Consider the following 18,276-nt stretch of genomic DNA (forward strand, 5'->3'; position numbering starts at 1 on the left):
ACGGTATCTTAGGGGTAATGCAAGTCGTCTGAAAAAGGCTGTGATAAAATCTTGCGCGCCGTTCTGTTGTGCAGAAAAGCAGTCAGGCGGGCGCATACCAATACATTAAGGAAAACCGAATGAGTATTTTGTCTAAAATTTTTGGGAACAAGCCGTCCGACGAAACGGCACAAGAGCCACGCAAACTTTCCGCGCAGGAAAAAAGCGAGGGTGCGGCACGGGCGATTTATGCGAAAGATAAAGTGTATGTGCCGCTGTCTGCCATGCAGGCGGATGTATCGGAAGGAACGGGCATCCCTTATATAGGTCGTCTGAAAGACGGGCGGACGGTTTTGTATCTGTTTGAAACCTATGAAGCGGCGCGGACTTTTTCAGACGGGCAGGACGGCGCTTTAGACGGCATCGGCTTGGTCGGAGCGTTGGATAAGGCAGACCAGTTCAACAATCTGAACAATGTCCTGCGTGTCGCTCACTCGCTGGGCATTCAACTGATGGAATACAGAGGGCAGGACGGCGAGCATTTTGAATGCGCGCTTTCTTGGTTGATGCGCGTGAACGGCGCGGGCAGCATGGCGGCTTCCAGAGAGAAGATGGATGCTTTGTCCATCGGCACCGATGCCAAGCTGCCGCTGCAATTTCACCCGATAGCCATTGTCGGTTTTTCCAATCCCTATAAGGTTACACCGGCGCGTGCGGAAGAATTGTTTAAGCAGTTTACGAATGTCGAAGATGACGAATTGCTGGACTTTTTTGCCGGCAATACGCCGCAAGAGAATGTGTTGCTGATCGGGTTAGTGGAAAAATATTCGGCGGATTTGGCGAAATCCGTGAAGTATATCGTTTGGAACCAACTGGCGGAGCAGCCGCTTTTTGTTGGGATAAGCCGTAAAGAAGGCGGGCTTTACGCGCGGGACGGTTATTTATATCTTTTTTACACCGACCGTTTCCAACACATGGGTCCTGCCGGCTGCCATCCCGTTTCCGGCAAGGAAGCCGTGTTGGACTTGGTTCGCCGCCACGAACTGAAAGGCATCGCCCTGACCGACGGGTTGCACAATATGGCGCGGTTTGAAAACGACGTAATTTTCCAAGACGGTGAATAGCCGAAACCTTCCTGCCTCGGCTTGAAATAAAAGGTCCTTGGATTCGGATTTAAAGTGCAACACAGGCTTTCAGACGACTTTTTTTGTTTTAGCGTCAATTCTCCCTAAGTCGGGTTTAATTTAAGTTAAACCGCAAATTAAACGACGGAATTTTGTTACACTCGGCATTTTACACTTCACACAAAGGAAACATCATGGCATTAATGGACAGTCTGCTGAACGCGGCAGCACAAGCACTGGGCGGTAAAGACGGTATCGGCGCACAAAACTCTCTGACCGATATGGCGATGGATTTGGTACGTCAGCAAGGCGGCGTGGGCAGTCTGATCAACCAGTTGCAACAAGGCGGATTAGGCGACGTATTGAACAGCTGGGTTTCCAACCAACAAGACAACGCGCCCATATCCGGCAGCGATTTGCAAAACGCGCTGGGCAGCGACACCATCAGCCAAGTGGCGCAAAAGTTCGGCATCGATGCCAACCAGGCGGGCGACCTGCTGGCTCAAGTCCTGCCCAACCTCGTTGATAAAGCCACCCCCAACGGCTCGGCGCAGGAAGCCGACGGTTTTGGTCTGGACGACATTGCCTCCGCCATACTGAAAAACTTCACCAAATAAGTGGTACTTTAAACAAAAAGGTCGTCTGAAAACATTCTTTCAGACGACCTTTTTACATTCTCTTCACATCAATCCTGCATCAGCCAATATTGCAACCCAATTAAGGTTTTGCCGTCTTTGATTTCATTGTGTTCCAAAGCGGCGCAGGCTTCTTCCTTGCTCATCAGGACGGTTTCGGTGATTTCGTCTTCGTCGTTGCTCAGGGTGCTGCCGAGGCGCACGCCTTCTGCTTGGTAGAAGTACATTTTTTCGTCGCAGAAGCCGATGGCGGTGTAGAAGCTGCTGATGAGTTTGACGCGGTCGGCGGTGTACGGGGTTTCTTCCGCCAGCTCGCGCAGGGCGCATTCGGCAGGGTCTTCGCCTGCATCGAGTTTGCCGGCGGGCAGCTCGAGCGTGGCAGCGTCTGCGGCGTAACGCCATTGGCGCACGAGTACGGCTTTGCCCTCTTCGGTAACCGCTAAAACGCAGGCCGCACCGGGATGACGTATGACGATGCGCTGGCTTTCGTTGCCGTTGGGCAGGCGGACTTTGTCGCGGTTGATGGTAACAAATGAGCCTTGATAAATCGGCTCGCTGCTGAGTTTGGTTTCTTTCAAATCCATTTGCGTGTTCTCTTTGTAAAGTTTGATACGGGGTCGTCTGAAAATCGGGAATGGGTTTTAACTTCTTTGGAGCCGAGCTTTCAGACGACCTCTTGAGTCATGAAAAGGCTCGTCTGAAAGGGAGCGAAGCGGGTTTCGCTAAAACGTTTGTGCTGTTTTAAACCCTGCTGCGTTCGATTTCAATGCCGACTTCTTTAACATCGGGCAGGATGCCGGGCTTGATGATTCTGACGCGTACACTCAACGCGCCGAAATTTTCGAGAATCAGCTTGGCGATGTGTTCCGCCAATGATTCGAGCAAGAGGAAGCTTTGTTCGGCAAGGCTTGCCCTGACGGCTTCGCAGACTTCGCCGTAGTGGACGGTATTGCCGATGTGGTCGTCCTGACCGCTTTGTTCGGGGATGCCGATGTCCAAGTCCAAAATCAGGGTTTGGGGGCGTTCGCGTTCCCAGTCGTACACGCCGATCAGGGTGTCCGCCTTCATGCCGCGTAAAAAGATTTTGTCCATTTGCCTGCCTGTTTTTTTGATAAAATGAGCGTCCCATTTTAAGTAAAGCATCTGAAATGTTCAATGTATCTGCCGTTATCGCGGCTTATTTAATCGGTTCGCTGTCGTTTGCCGTCATTGTTTCCAAATATTACGGCATGGACGATCCGCGCACTTACGGCTCGGGCAACCCCGGAGCGACCAATGTTTTGCGCAGCGGCAAGAAAAAGGCAGCGGCGTTGACTTTGCTGGGCGACGCGCTCAAAGGTTTGGTGGCGGTGATTTTGGCACGCTGTCTGCAAGATGCTTTGAATCTGTCGGACATCACCATAGCAGCGGTTGCCGTCGCCGCATTGGTCGGACATATGTGGCCGCTGTTTTTCGGCTTCAAAGGCGGCAAGGGTGTGGCGACTGCGTTGGGCGTACTGCTGGCGCTTTCTCCTGCAACGGCTTTGGTTTGCGCGGCGATTTGGCTGGTGATGGCGTTCGGCTTTAAAGTGTCCTCACTTGCCGCGTTGACTGCCACCGTAGCCGCGCCGCTCGTCGCCTTTTGGCTGATGCCCTACCCTTCTTGGGCTTGGGCGACCGTCGTCATCGCCGTGCTGGTGTTGTACCGTCATAAAAGCAATATCCAAAACCTGCTTCAGGGCAAAGAAGGCAAAATCGGAGATAAGGCAGATAAATCCTGATTTTATTTTTCAGACGACCTGTCCGATTGCGGAATGAACCAAAGGTCGTCTGAAAACCTTCCAATCTACGCTGTGGCATCGCTTAACCTGCCGCACGGTATCAAAAACCGATTTAATCCATTATAATCAAGCTCTTTCGTTTCACAGCCAAACTTCCATGCCGAAACGCCCGTTCAAAACCGTCCTGACCGCCTTTACTTTAGCCGCGCTGTCTGCCTGCTCGCTGGTCAAGTATCAGCCTGTCGCCACCATCAATAAAATTGATATGAACCAAGGCTATCGTTTTGAAACCAGCCAGTTTCAGCGCGAAGAAGACGACACCTTCATCATCCTGATGCTCTCCGGCGGCGGCACGCGCGCGGCGGCGTTGGGCTACGGCGTGTTGGAACAGCTTCAGCAGCAAAAAGTTACCATCGGCGGCAAAAGCAAATCGCTGATGTCCAATGTCGATTTGGTGGTCGGCGTATCCGGCGGCTCCGTCCTCGCCGCCTATTTCGCGCTCAAAGGCGAAGAAACCATCCCCATGTTTTACAAGCGTTTCCTTCACCAAAACTTCCAACGCCAAGTCGTCAAACAAGCCTTCTCCATGACCAACCTGCCCCGCCTCGCCTCACCCGAATACGGACGCGGCGACCTCTTGCAGGAGCAGTTTGAAAACCACCTTTTCGGCAAAACCACCTTCCGCGATTTGGAAATGCACGGCAAAGGCCCGTTCGCCATCATTTCCGCCACCGATATGGGGGCGGGCGAACGCCTGAACTTCACGCAAGAATACTTCGACCCCATGTGTATCGACTTGGGCAGATTGCGCCTGGCCCGCGCCGTTGCCGCTTCCAGCGCAGTGCCCATGATCTTCGCCCCGATTACCCTCAACAACAACGGCGGCAACTGCGGCTACACCCTGTCGCCGCAGCTACAAATGACCGGCCTCGAGTCCCAAAAGCAGCAAAACGCCACCTATCAAGAGTTTAAAGACAGGTTCAACAAATACAGCGACAGCAAAACCCGTCCCTACATCCACCTGATAGACGGCGGCTTAACCGACAACCTCGGCATGCGCAGCCTCTTGGACATGACCGAAATGTATCCCGACAAAGTGTTGGAACAACAAATCCGCAGCCGCAACCTACGACACATCGTCGTCATCAGCGTCAACGCCCAAAACCAAATCAGCAGCAATATGGACAAAACCGCCGCCGTACCCGGATTCCGCGACGTCGTTACCGCCATCGTCAACATCCCCATCGACCAGTACACCCAAGAATCCCAACGCCGCTTCCGCGCCTTTGTCGACAAGCGCAACGAAGCCAGCCGACAAAACGGCGACGGAATCAGCTTTTCCTTCGTCAGCCTCAACCTCAAAGACCTACCGCCGTCCGCATTGCGCGACAAAGTGTTGAACATCCCCACCAGCTTCTACCTCCCGCCCGAAGACGTGGACAACCTGCGAACCGCCGCAGCCGAGCTGATGAAACAGTCCCAAGACTACCAAAAACTGCTGCAAGAATTTGCCGCACACCCCAACCCCGAAACCATCTTCGCCGAGCCGCCGCCACCCGATCCCAAAGACGGCAAAGCAGCCAAAAAACAAAACAAACCCATCCAATAAACACACCACAACCCTTTCAGACGACCCATAAAACCCAAGAGGTCGTCTGAAACACCGAAACGGAACGCCCCAATCATGAACGACAAAACCAGCCCCATCGTTACCGATATCAACCGCCCCATCCTCGTCCCGCCCGGCGGCAATAAAAAAGTCCTCTTGCATTCCTGCTGCGCCCCGTGCAGCGGCGAAGTGATGGAAGCCATGCTCGCCAGCGGCATCGACTATACCATCTACTTCTACAACCCCAACATCCACCCGCTCAAAGAATACATGTTGCGCAAAGAAGAAAACATGCGCTTCGCCGACAAATTCGGCATCCCCTTCATCGACAAAGACGACGACTACGAAAACGACCGCAAAGAATGGTTCGCCAAAGCCAAAGGCATGGAATTCGAACCCGAACGCGGCATCCGCTGCACCATGTGTTTCGACATGCGTTTCGAAAAAGCCGCCCAATACGCCCACGAAAACGGCTTCCCCGTCTTCACCAGCTCGCTGGGCATTTCCCGCTGGAAAAACATGGCGCAAATCAACGACTGCGGCCACCGCGCCGCCGCGCCCTACGACGATGTCGTCTATTGGGATTTCAACTGGCGCAAAGGCGGCGGCAGCGCGCGCATGATCGAAATCAGCAAACGCGAACACTTCTACCAACAAGAATACTGCGGCTGCGCCTACTCCCTGCGCGACTCCAACGCCCACCGCAAATCGCAAGGCCGCATCCCCATCAAACTCGGCGTGCTGTATTACGGCGACGAATCCACACAATACGAACCCTCGCCTGACGAACAGGCAGCCAAAATCGTCGTGGATAAATAATGGACTCAGGTTTGATATAAAGAAGGTCGTCTGAAAGTTTCAGACGACCTTCTTCATTCCCGCTACATTACAAAACGGCTGCCGGATAAGAGCCGATGACTTTGACAAATGATGCGCGTTCGCTCAAGAGCCGCAGTGCGTTTTGGACTTTTTCGTCGTTTTGATGTCCTTCGATGTCGATGAAGAACAGGTATTCCCACAGCGCGGATTTGCTCGGGCGGCTTTCGAACTTGGTCATGGAAATGCCTGATTCGGTAAACGGCTGCAACAACGAAGCGACAGCACCGGCGCGGTTGGGTGCGGAGACTGCCAGCGAGGTTTTGTCGTTGCCGCTGCTGCCTGTATCTTGATGCCCCATGACCAAGAAGCGCGTGGTGTTATTCGGCTCGTCTTCGATACATTCGGCGACATAGTTCAAATGGTAAATATCGGCTGCGGTACGCCCTGCAATGGCGGCAATACTGGGGTCGTCTGATTCTGCCACCAGCCTTGCTGCTTCTCCATTACTGGAAACGGCGATGCGCTCGGCGTTGGGCAGGTTGCGTCCGAGCCAGTCGTTGCATTGCGCCAGCGCTTGGGCGTGGGCGAAGACTTTTGTGATGCCGCCCAATTCGTGCGTACCTTTACGCAAGAGGTTGTGATGGATGCGGACAATGACTTCGCCACAGGCTTTCAATGCGGTTACCGCCAATAAGTCTAAGGTACGGCCGACTGAGCCTTCGGTTGAGTTTTCAACCGGCGCAACCAAATAATCCGCCTGACGTGTTTCAACTTGTCGGAAACACTGGTCTATGGTTTGAAATGCGGCGGTATGGGCGGCATGGCCGAAATGTTTGATGGCTGCCTGCTGGGTAAACGTTCCCTGCGGACCGAGGTAGGCAATCGTCAGCGGACGCTCCAACGCCAAGCATTCGCTCATCACTTCGCGAAACAGTCTTGCGATAGACTCGTCAGGCAGCGGGCCTTTGTTCAAACTCTGAATCCGCCTCAATACTGCCACTTCGCGCTCGGGACGATACACCGCGCCCGTTCCTTTCAATTCGCCGATGGCGTGCGCATGGCCTGCGCGGTCGTTCAACAGGCGCAAAATCTCGGCATCGATTTCATCGATGGCATTGCGGTGCGGCAAAAGCTGTTCGTCAATGGATAAGGACATATCGACAAGCCTCTTGGTGATTCATTCATCAATATAAACAATTATTCTAACATCAAACAGGTCGTCTGAAAGCTGAATACGTTTTCAGACGACCTGTTTTATAGTGGATTAACTTTAAACCAGTACGGCGTTGCCTCGCCTTGTCGTACTATCTGTACTGTCTACGGCTTCGTCGCCTTGTCCTGATTTAAAGTTAATCCACTATAGAATCCCTCGTCCTTTCTCGAACGCAGCCTTTACCGGCATCATTTTGCCGCCCGTTTGGCGCGTATCCGGCGTATATTTTGGGGATTTGGTACAGGGGTCGTCTGAAAATGTAAAGACAGCGTCCCTGCAATGCAAAAAAGCGCAAAAGCATAGGAAAACAAGCTATCAAAAAACTCAAAATGCGTGTTAAGATTAGCCATCACTATCCGCCGCACCCGTTTATTTCGGGTTTGCGCAGCGCATACAATCACGAAAAGGAAATCCCATGAGTCGCGTATTACTCGTAGATGACGACGCTTTGCTGACCGAATTGCTCACCGAATACCTTACCGCCGAAGGATTGAACGTCCACAGCGTTCCGGACGGCGAAGCCGGTGTACACGAAATCCTGACCGGCCAGTACGATGTTGTCGTATTAGACTCCATGATGCCGAAAATGAACGGCTTGGACGTATTGAAAAACGTCCGCTCACAAAGCACCGTTCCCATCATCATGCTGACCGCCAAAGGCGACGACATCGACCGCATCATCGGATTGGAAATGGGTGCGGACGACTATGTTCCGAAACCTTGCACCCCGCGCGAACTGTTGGCACGCATCAACGCCATCCTGCGCCGCGCCCAACAAAGCGGCGAGCCGAACAACGCGCCAAACAGCATTTCCGTCAGCGACGTTGTCCTGTACCCTGCCAAGCGTCAGGCGACCATCAAAGACACTCCGCTCGAACTGACCAGCACCGAGTTCAACCTGCTTGAAGTCCTGATGCGCCATGCCGGACAAGTCGTCAGCAAAGAAACTTTGTCCATCGAAGCGCTTGACCGCAAACTGGCAAAATTCGACCGCAGCATCGACGTCCACATCTCCAGCATCCGCCACAAACTGGGCGATGCCTCGCTGATTCAGACCGTACGGGGCTTGGGCTACCTGTTTGTTAAAAACTAAAGATAAAACAGATCAATGAAACTGTTTCAACGCATCTTCGCCACATTTTGCGCAGTCATCGTCTGCGCAATCTTTGTGGCGAGTTTTTCTTTTTGGCTGGTGCAAAATACCCTTGCCGAAAACCAATTCAACCAACGCCGCACCATCGAAACCACTTTGATGAACAGCATCCTCTCCGCCTTTAGGGCGCGCGGGGACAGCGGTGCGCGCGAAATTTTGGCGGAATGGGAAGACAGCCCCGTCTCCAATTCCGTTTACGTCATTTTGGGCGACGAGAAAAAAGACATCCTCGACCGCAACATCGACAACCACACCATCGAACGCGCCCGCGTGTTTGCCATCAATAATCCCAATTCTGATTTGGCGCACATCGAATACGACCGTTTCGGCGAAGAATACCTCTTCTTTATCAAAGGTTGGGACAGCCATCAGGCGCAACGCCTGCCCAGCCCGCTCTTTATCCCGGGCCTGCCACTCGCCCCGATTTGGCACGAATTCATCATCCTGTCCTTCATCATCGTCGTCGGTCTGCTGATGGCGTACATCCTCGCCAGCAACATTACCAAGCCCATCAAAATTTTGGGCAGCGGTATGGACAGGGTGGCAAACGGCGAACTTGAAACCCGTATTTCCCAGCAAGTGGACGACCGCGACGACGAATTGTCCCACCTTGCCATCCAGTTCGACAAAATGGCGGAAAAACTGGAAAAACTCGTTGCCAAAGAACGCCACCTGCTGCACCACGTCTCCCACGAAATGCGCTCGCCTTTGGCGCGTATGCAGGCGATTGTCGGACTGATTCAGGCGCAGCCGCAAAAGCAGGAACAATATCTGAAAAGGCTGGAAGGCGAATTGACCCGCATGGATACCTTGGTTGGCGAATTGCTGACGCTTTCCCGTTTGGAAACGTCCAACATCCCGCTGGAAAAAGAAAGCCTGAAGCTCGTCCCCTTCCTGAAAAACATCGTGGAAGACAACCAAAGCATCGCCCAGCAGAACAAACAAACCGTTACCCTTTCGGTCGAACCCAGAATCCCCGAAAATGCCACGGTCTGCGCCAACGAAGGCTATTTGTATCGTGCGTTTGACAATGTGATCCGCAACGCCATCAATTACAGCCCCGAAGGCAGCACCATCCGCGTCAATATCGGACAAGACGGCAAGCATTGGATTGTGGAAGTTACCGACAACGGCCCCGGCGTGGACGAAATGCAACTGCCGCACATTTTCACCGCCTTTTACCGCGCCGACTCCAGCGCCAGCAAACCAGGCACAGGCTTAGGCCTTGCCCTGACCCAGCACATCATGGAGCAGCACAACGGCAAAATCATGGCTGAAAACATCAAGCCGAATGGTTTGAAAATGCACTTTATCCTGCCCAAAAAGAAAGTGAACGGCAAAGCAGAAAAGCCGCATCCCAAAACCACTTGACCATGAATGTTGCCAATCGGGGTTTGTAAACAAATTGCCACACCCCAAGCCTATAAAAGGTCGTCTGAAAAGAACAAACCCTTACGTTCCCGTCTTTCAGACGACCTTTTATGCCATTTGTCATATATAATGCAAGTGAATAATTAAATCATTTAAAGTCTGCATGTTCTGCCATAAAGAGCAGCGAAACAGACTATCCATTGATAACAAAACCAACAACGAACGCCCAATCCCGTTCACTCATCACACACCCCTTCCAACCCACACCGCCCGAAAGATCGTCTGAAACGCACCATCCTCACACCGAAAAGGAGGCACCATGTCCGCCCAATCCATGTCCGGCTACTTCTTCATGCCCAACCACATCATCCTCGTGGGCGCGAGCGAACGCCCATACAGCTTGGGCGAACGCATCCTAAGCAACCTCCTGAGCGTACCGTTTCAAGGTCAAATCACACCCGTCAACCTCCGCCACCGCACGGTTGCCGGACTCACCTCCTACACCAATCTCAACAAAATCCCCGGCAGCGCCGACCTCGTCATCGCCGTAACGCCGCCTGACAGCTACGACGCCCTGTTCAAATCCTGCCGTAAAAAACAGTTCGGCCACATTATCCTCATCCAAGACTGGGAAAGCCTGTCTGACGACGAATGGCAGACCGCCGAAGCCGCCATCAAAAAACACCACAGCGACGAACTCAACATCAGCGTGTGCAGCCCCGCCGGTGTGCAGCTTCCATCGCAAAGCCTCAACATCAGTTCCCAACCCGACCATCCGGCAGGTTACACCGCCCTTCTGACCGGACACGCTTCCGTCAGCAGCGAAATCAACCTCATGTTGCAAAAAATGGGACAGGGCATTTCACGCCACATCAGCCTCAACTATCCGCTCAGCCCTACCACTTCTGCCGACTGGCTCAACCGTTTCGGCCACAACCGCCATACTAAAGTTGCCGTTATCGAACACAACCCAGCTGAAAACCAGCGCAACCTGTTCAGCGCCATCCGCCATTTCACCCATCACACCCCACTCATCCTCCACGTTACCCACCGTTCAGACGACACCGAAAAAGCCGTGTTGCACTGTCTTGCACGTCATTGCAACTTCCTCGCCACATTCAGCAGCAGCGAACTCGAAGCCGCCCTGCACGCACGTTTATCCGACCTCCCCCCTCTAAACAGCATCGACATCCTGTCCAACACTCCTGCCGAGTGGCTGGAAACCTGCGCGCCCCAAAACTTAAAACTCCAATTTCCTACCGAACAACCTCACATCCGCCAAGGTTACATCGGCAGCACACCCACGCCCGCGCATTACCACAGCATCGCTAGCCAACAACTTCAAAAAGCAAATACCGAAGCCCTGCTCGCCATCGTCTCCCCGACCGACAGCCCTGACGAAAAAAATCTGACCCGCACCCTGAGCATGCTGGCTCAACAAACTGCCAAACCCCTACTTGTCAGCAGCCGCTTTTCAGACGGCCTCCTGCATTTCGACCGTCCTGAACAAGCCCTGCAAGCCGTATCATTCCGAAACATTGCCGACCAACTCCAAAAAGAGCAGTTACGCATCGCCACGCCTAAAAAAGGTCGTCTGAAAACCCCGCAAGCAAGAAACATTACCAAAGCCCTCGCTTCAAAAGACCTACCCTTGCTTGCCGAAGCCCTGTGCCTGCCTGCCTATCAGCACACCACGCATAACGCGGTGCAATTCCGTTTCCAACGCCATACCGTCTATGGCGACATCCTGACCGTATGCCATCAAGGCAGAACCACCGCCACGCTCCCGCCGTTCTCTACGCTGGACAGCGAACACATCGCCCGTTTCACCCAACTCGACAACGCACACACCCTCAACCAGCTTCTGCACACCTTAAACACACTCAGCCAGCGGCAGCAATACATCGGCGAAATCCTGCTCAACCTCAACGGCGACCAATACAGCAGTGACTTTGTATTGCAGGCTGACGAACGTCCTTCCCCGAAAAACAAACCAACCAATATCGCCACCCTCAAGCTCGAACAAGCTGCCGCCAAAGTACAGACCGCGGCAGAATACCTGCGCAGCAAAAATCCTGCTGCCGCCGAGTTTCTCCGCAATACCGGCGAAGCCGCCGCCGAACTTTTGGGCGCAAAAACCGAAAGCGAAGCACCCATCCAAAACGTACTCGCCCCCTACCCTACCGAGCATCCTGCCACGTTTACCCTGAAAAACGGCGAAACCGTAACCATCCGCCCCTTCACCCCCGAAGACGCGGAAGCCAAGCAGCAATTCGTCCGCAACCTTTCTCCGCAAGCGCGCTACACCCGCTTCATGACCCACACCAACGAATTGCCCATCCCCACCCTCGCGCGCTTCAGCAAACTCGACTACCACAGCGAAGCCGCATGGACGGCACGCAATTCAGACGACCTCATCGTCGCCGTCAGCCGCTTCAGCCGCATCAACCGCAACGAATGCGAATTCGGCATCACGCTTGCTGAAAACGTACGCGGCAAAGGGTTGGCAGTGGAAATGATGAAGCTGATTATCCAATCGGCAACACAACAAGGCTACCGCGTCATGAGCGCCCAAATACTCAAATCCAACACCCCTATGCTTAAACTTGCTGAAAAATCAGGCTTTACCATCGCACCTTCCGAAGAAGACAACACTTTGTGCCAAGCACGCCTAGGCCTGACCACTCCGCAAAACAGCAACAAAAACAAATAAAAACTTGCATGAACAACGCAAAATATCCTAAAATTAGCGGTTTCTTATCTATCCGATTTTCTCAAAAGGACTCAAAATGGTAGTTATCCGTTTGGCTCGCGGTGGTTCTAAACACCGCCCCTTCTTCCACGTAGTCGTTGCCGACTCCCACAACCGTCGCGACGGTCGCTTTATCGAACGCGTTGGCTTCTACAACCCTGTTGCCAATGAAAAACAAGAGCGCGTACGCCTCCAAGCCGACCGCCTGAACCACTGGATCGCTCAAGGCGCACAAGTCAGCGACGCAGTTGCAAAACTGATCAAAGAACAAAAAGCTGCTGCTTAATCACCGGCTAATCTTGCTATGACCGACACTCGACAACGGGTAGCCATGGGCTACATCAAAGGCGTATTCGGCATCAAAGGCTGGCTCAAAATAGCCGCCAATACAGAATACGCCGACAGCCTCCTGGACTACCCTGAGTGGCAGTTAAGCAAAGACGGTAAAACCCTGAATGTGACACTCGAAGCCGGCAAAATCGTCAGCGGAGAGCTTCAGATCAAATTCGAAGGCATAGACGATCGCGATCAAGCTTTTGCCCTGCGCGGCTATACCATCGAAATCCCCCGAGAAGAATTCGCCCCTACCGAGGAAGACGAATACTATTGGGCAGATTTAGTCAGCATGACCGTTGTCAACAAAGACAATATCGTGCTCGGCAAAGTCACAAACCTGATGGAAACCGGTGCCAACGATGTTTTGATGATTAATGGAGAACATGGTCAAATCCTGATCCCGTTCGTATCCAACTACATCGAAACCGTCGATACCGAAAGCAAAACCATTACCGCCGACTGGGGCTTAGACTACTGATGTTGATTCAAGCCATCACCATCTTCCCCGAAATGTTCGACAGCATCACCGAATACGGCGTAACCGGTCGCGCAAAAAAACAAAACCTTTGGCAATTCCAAGCCATCAATCCCCGCAAATTCGCCGACAACAAACTCGGCTATATTGACGACCGCCCCTTTGGCGGTGGTCCGGGAATGATTATGATGGCACCGCCGCTGCAAGCAGCGATAGAAGAAGCCAAACAAACATCTTCAGCTCCTGCAAAAGTCATCTACCTTAGCCCTCAAGGTCAACCGCTGACCCACAAAAAAGCCGTAGAACTTGCAAAATCCCCGCACCTCATACTGCTTTGCGGACGATACGAAGGAATTGACGAACGCCTGTTGCAAAGCAGCGTAGATGAAGAAATCAGCATAGGCGATTTTGTCGTCTCCGGCGGAGAGCTGCCCGCCATGATGCTGATGGATGCCGTACTCAGACTGATACCCGGCGTATTGGGGGACATACAGTCAGCCGAGCAGGATTCGTTTTCAGACGACCTACTAGACTGCCCTCATTACACCAAACCTTTAGAATTCCAAGGCATGACTGTTCCCGACGTATTGCGTTCGGGCAATCATGGCTTGATAGCCGAATGGCGGTTGAAACAATCGCTGCGGCGCACCCTGGAGCGCAGACCAGACCTACTGGAAAAGCGCAGTTTAATCCCAAAGGAATCCCGCCTCTTAAAAGAAATCTTGCAAGAGCAACAGGAAATCCAATCATAATTTAGGAAAAACAATGAACCTGATTCAACAATTAGAGCAAGAAGAAATTGCTCGCCTGAACAAAGATATCCCCGAATTCGCACCGGGCGACACCGTAGTCGTTTCCGTACGCGTAGTAGAGGGTTCACGCAGCCGTCTGCAAGCTTACGAAGGCGTTGTTATCGCCCGTCGTAACCGCGGCTTGAACAGCAACTTCATCGTTCGCAAAATTTCCAGTGGCGAAGGCGTTGAGCGTACTTTCCAACTCTACTCCCCTACCGTAGAAAAAATCGAAGTAAAACGCCGCGGTGACGTTCGTCGCGCCAAACTGTACTACTTGCGTGGTCTGACTGGTAAAGCGGCCCGCATTAAAGAAAAATTGCCTGCCCGCAAAGGTTAAGCAAAAGAATTGCAAAGCAAAATCCCCACTTTTCAGTGGGGATTTTTATTTTGCAATTCTTATAACGGATCTTCGCAGAAATTTGATCTAAAAAATATTGGGTTAAACTTAAATCAGAGCAAGGCAATGAGGTTGCCGACAGCAAAATGTATAAAACTATTTCACTTATTACCCTGATAACTCAATAAAAAATTATTCTTTTCAAACCAGAGTAAAGTAAAGCTGTGCAGGTGTTTAAACTTAACTCTCTATACAACAATATATCCCAATAAAAACCGGTTTCAGACGACCTTTGATGTAATCGAGGTCGTCTGAAACCGGTCAGTTTACAATTCCGCCTTATCTTCCGTCTTATCCTTCTGACCGGGCAGATAAGGCATGATGACTTCAGACAATGATTGGAAATAAGGAATGCTGTACGAGCTTTGCCAATCTTCCGTTTCCGGCAAATCGGTGTGGGCGCAGACCATGACCGCCAAAGTGACCAGCAACACACCTTTGGCTGCGCCGAACACGCCGCCCAATACTCTGTTGACGCTGCCCAAGCCCATCGATGACGCTGCGTTGGTCAGTATGGTGCGCAAAAACTGCTGTAAAAAACGCGCCAAAAAGAAAATCACGACAAACGAAATGGCAACGCCCAAGGCATGCGGTTGAATCGATTTAAACACCACTTCCGAAAACGGCACGGCAAACGTTTTAGCCAACAAGAAGGAAATCACCCACGCAAACAGCGAACCCGCTTCAGCAATGACACCACGTATCATCGACATCACGATACACGCCGCGATCACGCCGAAGGCGAGTATGTCGGCTAACGGAATATCATTCATTGGTGACCTGTCCGGCAATGCCGTGTACGCGCAGTTTGTTCAAGTCGCGTTCGGCGTCGTAGGCGTTTTTGTATGCACCTGATTTGACGCGGTAAACCTTTCCTTTATCCGTCATCACTTCGGTAATGGTCGAGTCGATACCTGCCGCTTTCATTTTGCGTTGCAGGCTCAAGGCGCGTTCTTTTTCAGCATAACCAGCCTGAATGGCGGCTTTTTTACCTGATTTGACTTCGGCGGTTTTGGTTTTTGCCTTTTCAGACAACCTTTCGGCAGCAGCGGTTTTCTCTGCTTTGGCTGCCGGCTCGGCTTTGGCTTTGGCAACTTTCGCTTCTGCTTCTCTTACCGCAGAAGCTTTTTTGTTAGCTGTTTCAATTTTTTCGTATTTGGAAGCATCTACCCGAATTCTTTCTTTAGGTTCGGACGCGGATGCCGTAACGGTTTCTTTGGCTTTTTCCGCTGCCGCTTTGTGTTTCGCTGCCGCTTCTTCTTTGGCTTTTAACGCCTTACGTTCGGCAACGGCTTTTTCAGCTTTTTCCAATTGCGCCAGTTTGTTGCGTTCGGCTGCGGCAGCGCGTTCCGCCTTCTCGGCTTTAGCGGCTTGAAGGGCGCGTTTGCGTGCGGCGGCATTGGCTTCGCGTTCAGCTGCTTCTTGTGCTTGGAGCTGTTGCGCTTTACGCTGCTCTTCGCGATTGCGGCGACGCTCTTCCGCGCGGCGTGCGGCAGCTTCGCGTTTGGCGGCTTCGGCCTTGTGGATTTTCTCGGATTCTTCCAAACCTTTGATGTCGCTGTCTGACAGCGTATCGTTAATCAGCACCAAAGGCGGACCTAAATCTTCAGGTGCGGCAGGTGGTACTTCAGGTTGCGGTTCGGGCTGCGCTTGGGCGTTTCGCTCCAGCGTGCCGATTTCCTGAGGCTTGTCCGCTGCTTCCGCTACTTCGGCATCGGCATTTTTAGCCGCTTCTGCCGCTGCTTCCAAATCTTCTTTGGTAGAGGGTTCCAACACGGTCGCATCCGCCAGGTTGGCAGGTTCTGCGTTGGCATTATTCTGTTGGATGGTTGTAGTTTGGGCGTTTTCTTCTGGCTTGTTTTCCGGTCCGGTTGACAGGGCGACGCCCAATAAAACGGTCGATGCCGCCACCAACCCCGATGCCATAACCAAGCGGCGGCGGTTGCGGCGTTTGAGCTGTTCGTAACCGGTCAGAACTTCATTTTGCTTATTGTCAGACATGGAGATTTCCTTTTACAACGCCGCCATCACGTCGGCAACGGTATGAAATGAGCCGAAAACAACGATTCTATCATTTTCGCCCGCCTTCGCCAAAGCTGCGCGGTACGCCTCGCGAACGGAGGTAAAAGTTTGTATATTTTCGATATTTTGTGCTTCCAGTTTCGCCTGCAAGGCTTCCGCCGTCATACCGCGCGACACGTCCAAAGGCGCGATATACCACTCGTCAAACTGGTCTTTAACGATTTCCAACACGCCGTCTATGTCTTTGTCGGACAACATACTGAATACGGCGGTGCGTTTTTGTGCAAACGCTAAATTAATCAGGCTGCGGCGCAGGGCGCGGGCGGCGTGGGGATTGTGTCCGACATCCAAGACGGTCAGCGGCCGGCCGGGCAGGACTTGGAAGCGGCCAGGGTTTTCAACCAGCAGCAATCCGCGCTTGATGGCGCCGATGTCCACCGGCAATTTTTCGTTCAAACATTCCAACACGGTCAACGCGCAGGCTGCGTTGGAAAGCTGGTATGCGCCGCGCAATGCGGGGAACGGCAGGGAATTACGGTTGCGCGCGGGGTCGTCTGAATGCTGCGGATGGAAGCGGTAGTTCCATTGGATATTTTCCAATGAAGAAAAATCGAAATCGCGCTGCACCATCAGCAGTTTCGCGCCTATGGCTTCAGCGTGTGCGACCAACGATTCGGGCGCGGGGTTTTGCCCGCAGATTGCGGGTTTGCCGCTACGAAACACGCCTGCTTTTTCAAAGCCGACCTGTTCGACCGTATCGCCCAAAAACGCCTGATGGTCCAAATCCACGCTGGTAACCACCGCGCAATCGCAGTCGAACACATTGACCGCATCCAAACGTCCGCCCAAGCCGACTTCCAATATCATCACATCGACTTGTTCGCGTATGAAGATATCGACCGCCGCCAAGGCATTGAATTCAAAATAAGTCAACGATATTTCGCCGCGCGCCGCTTCGATGCGCTCGAAGGAAGCGGTGATGAGGTCGTCTGAAACCGGCTCGGCGTTGACGGCGATGCGTTCGTTGTAACGCAATAAATGCGGGCTGGTCAGCGTACCGACTTTGAAGCCTGCCTGTTTGTAAATCTGCGTCAGGTAGGCGCAGACCGAACCTTTCCCGTTTGTTCCCGCGACAACGACGACGGGGCATTGCGGCTCGAGCTTCATGCGTTTTTTCACTTCGCCCGTGCGTTCCAAGCCCATGTCGATTAAGCCGCCGCTGTGGGCGGTTTCCAAATGCGAGAGCCAGTCTTGTAATGTTTTCATGTGTGTTTCGTTTTTCAAAAGGTCGTCTGAAACCGTCGTTTCGAATAATGGGGCGGCTTCGGCTGATTGTGCGGACTGTTTTTATATTGGGTTTAATTTGACGAGGACAAGGCGGAAAACCGCTTTACCGAATTAAAGCGGATGCCCGGCATCCTGAGCCTGACACCAGCGCGCCCAAACTTTCAGACGACGGTAAGATTCCTTATCCGCCATATCGGGCGTGACGCATTGCCGTATCGTTTTGCCGTCGGCGTTCCACTGCAAAAACAAAGCGTAAGGGGTCAGCATGGTCGCACCGTCCAACACTGCGCCCTGCCCTTCTCCGTCTCCGCAAAATACGGAAGCGCACGCATGGCGGTCGATGGCGATTTTCTTTACCGCACCCGCCGTCCGCAAATTCACCACGCGCCAAGCGTGAACAAAACTGCCCGCCAACGCCGCCAGCCCGAACCACATCATCCAGCCGTAAAACCATATCAGGCACACGGCAACTGCGGACAAATGCAGCAAAACGGACAAGGCTTTTAAAGAACGGGACGGCTTCAAGGTCGTCTGAAAAGCGCGCATCGCC

Annotated in this window: 19 protein-coding genes; 12 read left to right on the plus strand and 7 right to left on the minus strand. The window is 52.7% G+C overall.

From position 1 onward, the window contains the following. Positions 1-119 precede the first annotated feature (119 nt). Positions 120-1,103: a hypothetical protein gene (locus J7445_RS07140; RefSeq protein WP_049228548.1), complete on the plus strand. Its 984-nt coding sequence runs from the start codon at positions 120-122 to the stop codon at positions 1,101-1,103. 194 nt (positions 1,104-1,297) lie between these two features. Then, positions 1,298-1,720, plus strand: coding sequence for a YidB family protein (locus tag J7445_RS07145; RefSeq protein ID WP_003740850.1), 423 nt, complete (start codon positions 1,298-1,300; stop codon positions 1,718-1,720). A 68-nt stretch (positions 1,721-1,788) separates the two neighbouring features. Here the strand turns inward: J7445_RS07145 and J7445_RS07150 are convergent, their stop codons facing one another. Both J7445_RS07150 and folB read right to left on the minus strand, forming a co-directional pair. After that, the gene (locus J7445_RS07150; RefSeq protein WP_209282850.1) at positions 1,789-2,322 is read right to left on the minus strand and encodes an NUDIX hydrolase; all 534 of its coding nucleotides are present in this window, start codon (positions 2,320-2,322) and stop codon (positions 1,789-1,791) included. Positions 2,323-2,479: 157 nt separating this feature from the next. Beyond that, positions 2,480-2,830, minus strand: a complete 351-nt coding sequence (folB, locus tag J7445_RS07155) for a dihydroneopterin aldolase (protein ID WP_209282851.1) — start codon at positions 2,828-2,830, stop codon at positions 2,480-2,482. 56 nt (positions 2,831-2,886) lie between these two features. On the opposite strand from folB, the gene plsY reads away from it, so the two are divergent. The 3 genes from plsY to J7445_RS07170 all read left to right on the plus strand — a co-directional run bounded on the left by plsY (position 2,887) and on the right by J7445_RS07170 (position 5,926). Then, positions 2,887-3,498: a glycerol-3-phosphate 1-O-acyltransferase PlsY gene (gene plsY / locus J7445_RS07160; RefSeq protein WP_209282852.1), complete on the plus strand. Its 612-nt coding sequence runs from the start codon at positions 2,887-2,889 to the stop codon at positions 3,496-3,498. Positions 3,499-3,655: 157 nt separating this feature from the next. Beyond that, the gene (locus J7445_RS07165) at positions 3,656-5,107 is read left to right on the plus strand and encodes a patatin-like phospholipase family protein (protein WP_209282853.1); all 1,452 of its coding nucleotides are present in this window, start codon (positions 3,656-3,658) and stop codon (positions 5,105-5,107) included. Positions 5,108-5,182: 75 nt separating this feature from the next. Continuing rightward, on the plus strand, positions 5,183-5,926 hold the full coding sequence (locus J7445_RS07170; RefSeq protein WP_209282854.1) for an epoxyqueuosine reductase QueH: 744 nt from the start codon (positions 5,183-5,185) through the stop codon (positions 5,924-5,926). Positions 5,927-5,993: 67 nt separating this feature from the next. Here J7445_RS07170 and pheA read toward each other — a convergent pair whose 3' ends face one another. Continuing rightward, a complete protein-coding gene (gene pheA, locus J7445_RS07175; RefSeq protein WP_209282855.1) occupies positions 5,994-7,082 on the minus strand; it encodes a prephenate dehydratase in 1,089 nt (362 codons plus the stop codon). Between the two features lie 472 nt (positions 7,083-7,554). Here pheA and misR point away from each other — a divergent pair, with 472 nt between their 5' ends. From misR to rplS, 7 genes are all read left to right on the plus strand, one after another. Beyond that, positions 7,555-8,232, plus strand: a complete 678-nt coding sequence (gene misR, locus J7445_RS07180) for a two-component system response regulator MisR (RefSeq protein WP_003740839.1) — start codon at positions 7,555-7,557, stop codon at positions 8,230-8,232. Between the two features lie 15 nt (positions 8,233-8,247). After that, positions 8,248-9,663 (plus strand): sensor histidine kinase, encoded by a 1,416-nt coding sequence (locus J7445_RS07185; protein ID WP_209282856.1) that lies wholly within the window; start codon positions 8,248-8,250, stop codon positions 9,661-9,663. A gap of 319 nt (positions 9,664-9,982) precedes the next feature. Further along, positions 9,983-12,376: a bifunctional acetate--CoA ligase family protein/GNAT family N-acetyltransferase gene (locus J7445_RS07190; protein WP_209282857.1), complete on the plus strand. Its 2,394-nt coding sequence runs from the start codon at positions 9,983-9,985 to the stop codon at positions 12,374-12,376. A gap of 76 nt (positions 12,377-12,452) precedes the next feature. Further along, positions 12,453-12,701 carry a 30S ribosomal protein S16 gene (rpsP, locus tag J7445_RS07195; protein ID WP_003740833.1) on the plus strand — a complete coding sequence of 83 codons (249 nt, stop codon included), beginning with the start codon at positions 12,453-12,455 and terminating at the stop codon, positions 12,699-12,701. A gap of 18 nt (positions 12,702-12,719) precedes the next feature. Beyond that, on the plus strand, positions 12,720-13,229 hold the full coding sequence (rimM, locus tag J7445_RS07200; RefSeq protein WP_209282858.1) for a ribosome maturation factor RimM: 510 nt from the start codon (positions 12,720-12,722) through the stop codon (positions 13,227-13,229). Further along, positions 13,229-13,978 carry a tRNA (guanosine(37)-N1)-methyltransferase TrmD gene (gene trmD, locus J7445_RS07205; RefSeq protein WP_003740829.1) on the plus strand — a complete coding sequence of 250 codons (750 nt, stop codon included), beginning with the start codon at positions 13,229-13,231 and terminating at the stop codon, positions 13,976-13,978. The genes rimM and trmD overlap by 1 nt, the downstream gene beginning before the upstream one ends. 13 nt (positions 13,979-13,991) lie before the next feature. Further along, positions 13,992-14,357, plus strand: a complete 366-nt coding sequence (rplS, locus tag J7445_RS07210) for a 50S ribosomal protein L19 (RefSeq protein ID WP_003740828.1) — start codon at positions 13,992-13,994, stop codon at positions 14,355-14,357. Between the two features lie 326 nt (positions 14,358-14,683). On the opposite strand, the gene J7445_RS07215 is transcribed toward rplS, so the two are convergent. From J7445_RS07215 to J7445_RS07230, 4 genes are all read right to left on the minus strand, one after another. After that, positions 14,684-15,190: a CvpA family protein gene (locus J7445_RS07215; protein ID WP_209282859.1), complete on the minus strand. Its 507-nt coding sequence runs from the start codon at positions 15,188-15,190 to the stop codon at positions 14,684-14,686. Then, entirely contained in the window at positions 15,183-16,418 is a 1,236-nt protein-coding gene (locus tag J7445_RS07220; RefSeq protein ID WP_209282860.1) for an SPOR domain-containing protein, read from the minus strand. Before J7445_RS07220 ends, J7445_RS07215 begins: the two co-directional genes overlap by 8 nt. A 12-nt stretch (positions 16,419-16,430) precedes the next feature. Then, positions 16,431-17,705: a bifunctional tetrahydrofolate synthase/dihydrofolate synthase gene (gene folC / locus J7445_RS07225; protein WP_209282861.1), complete on the minus strand. Its 1,275-nt coding sequence runs from the start codon at positions 17,703-17,705 to the stop codon at positions 16,431-16,433. A gap of 132 nt (positions 17,706-17,837) precedes the next feature. Further along, positions 17,838-18,272: a protein YgfX gene (locus J7445_RS07230; RefSeq protein WP_209282862.1), complete on the minus strand. Its 435-nt coding sequence runs from the start codon at positions 18,270-18,272 to the stop codon at positions 17,838-17,840. Positions 18,273-18,276: the final 4 nt, after the last annotated feature.

The organism is Neisseria sicca (genome assembly GCF_017753665.1).
Classification (GTDB): domain Bacteria; phylum Pseudomonadota; class Gammaproteobacteria; order Burkholderiales; family Neisseriaceae; genus Neisseria; species Neisseria flava.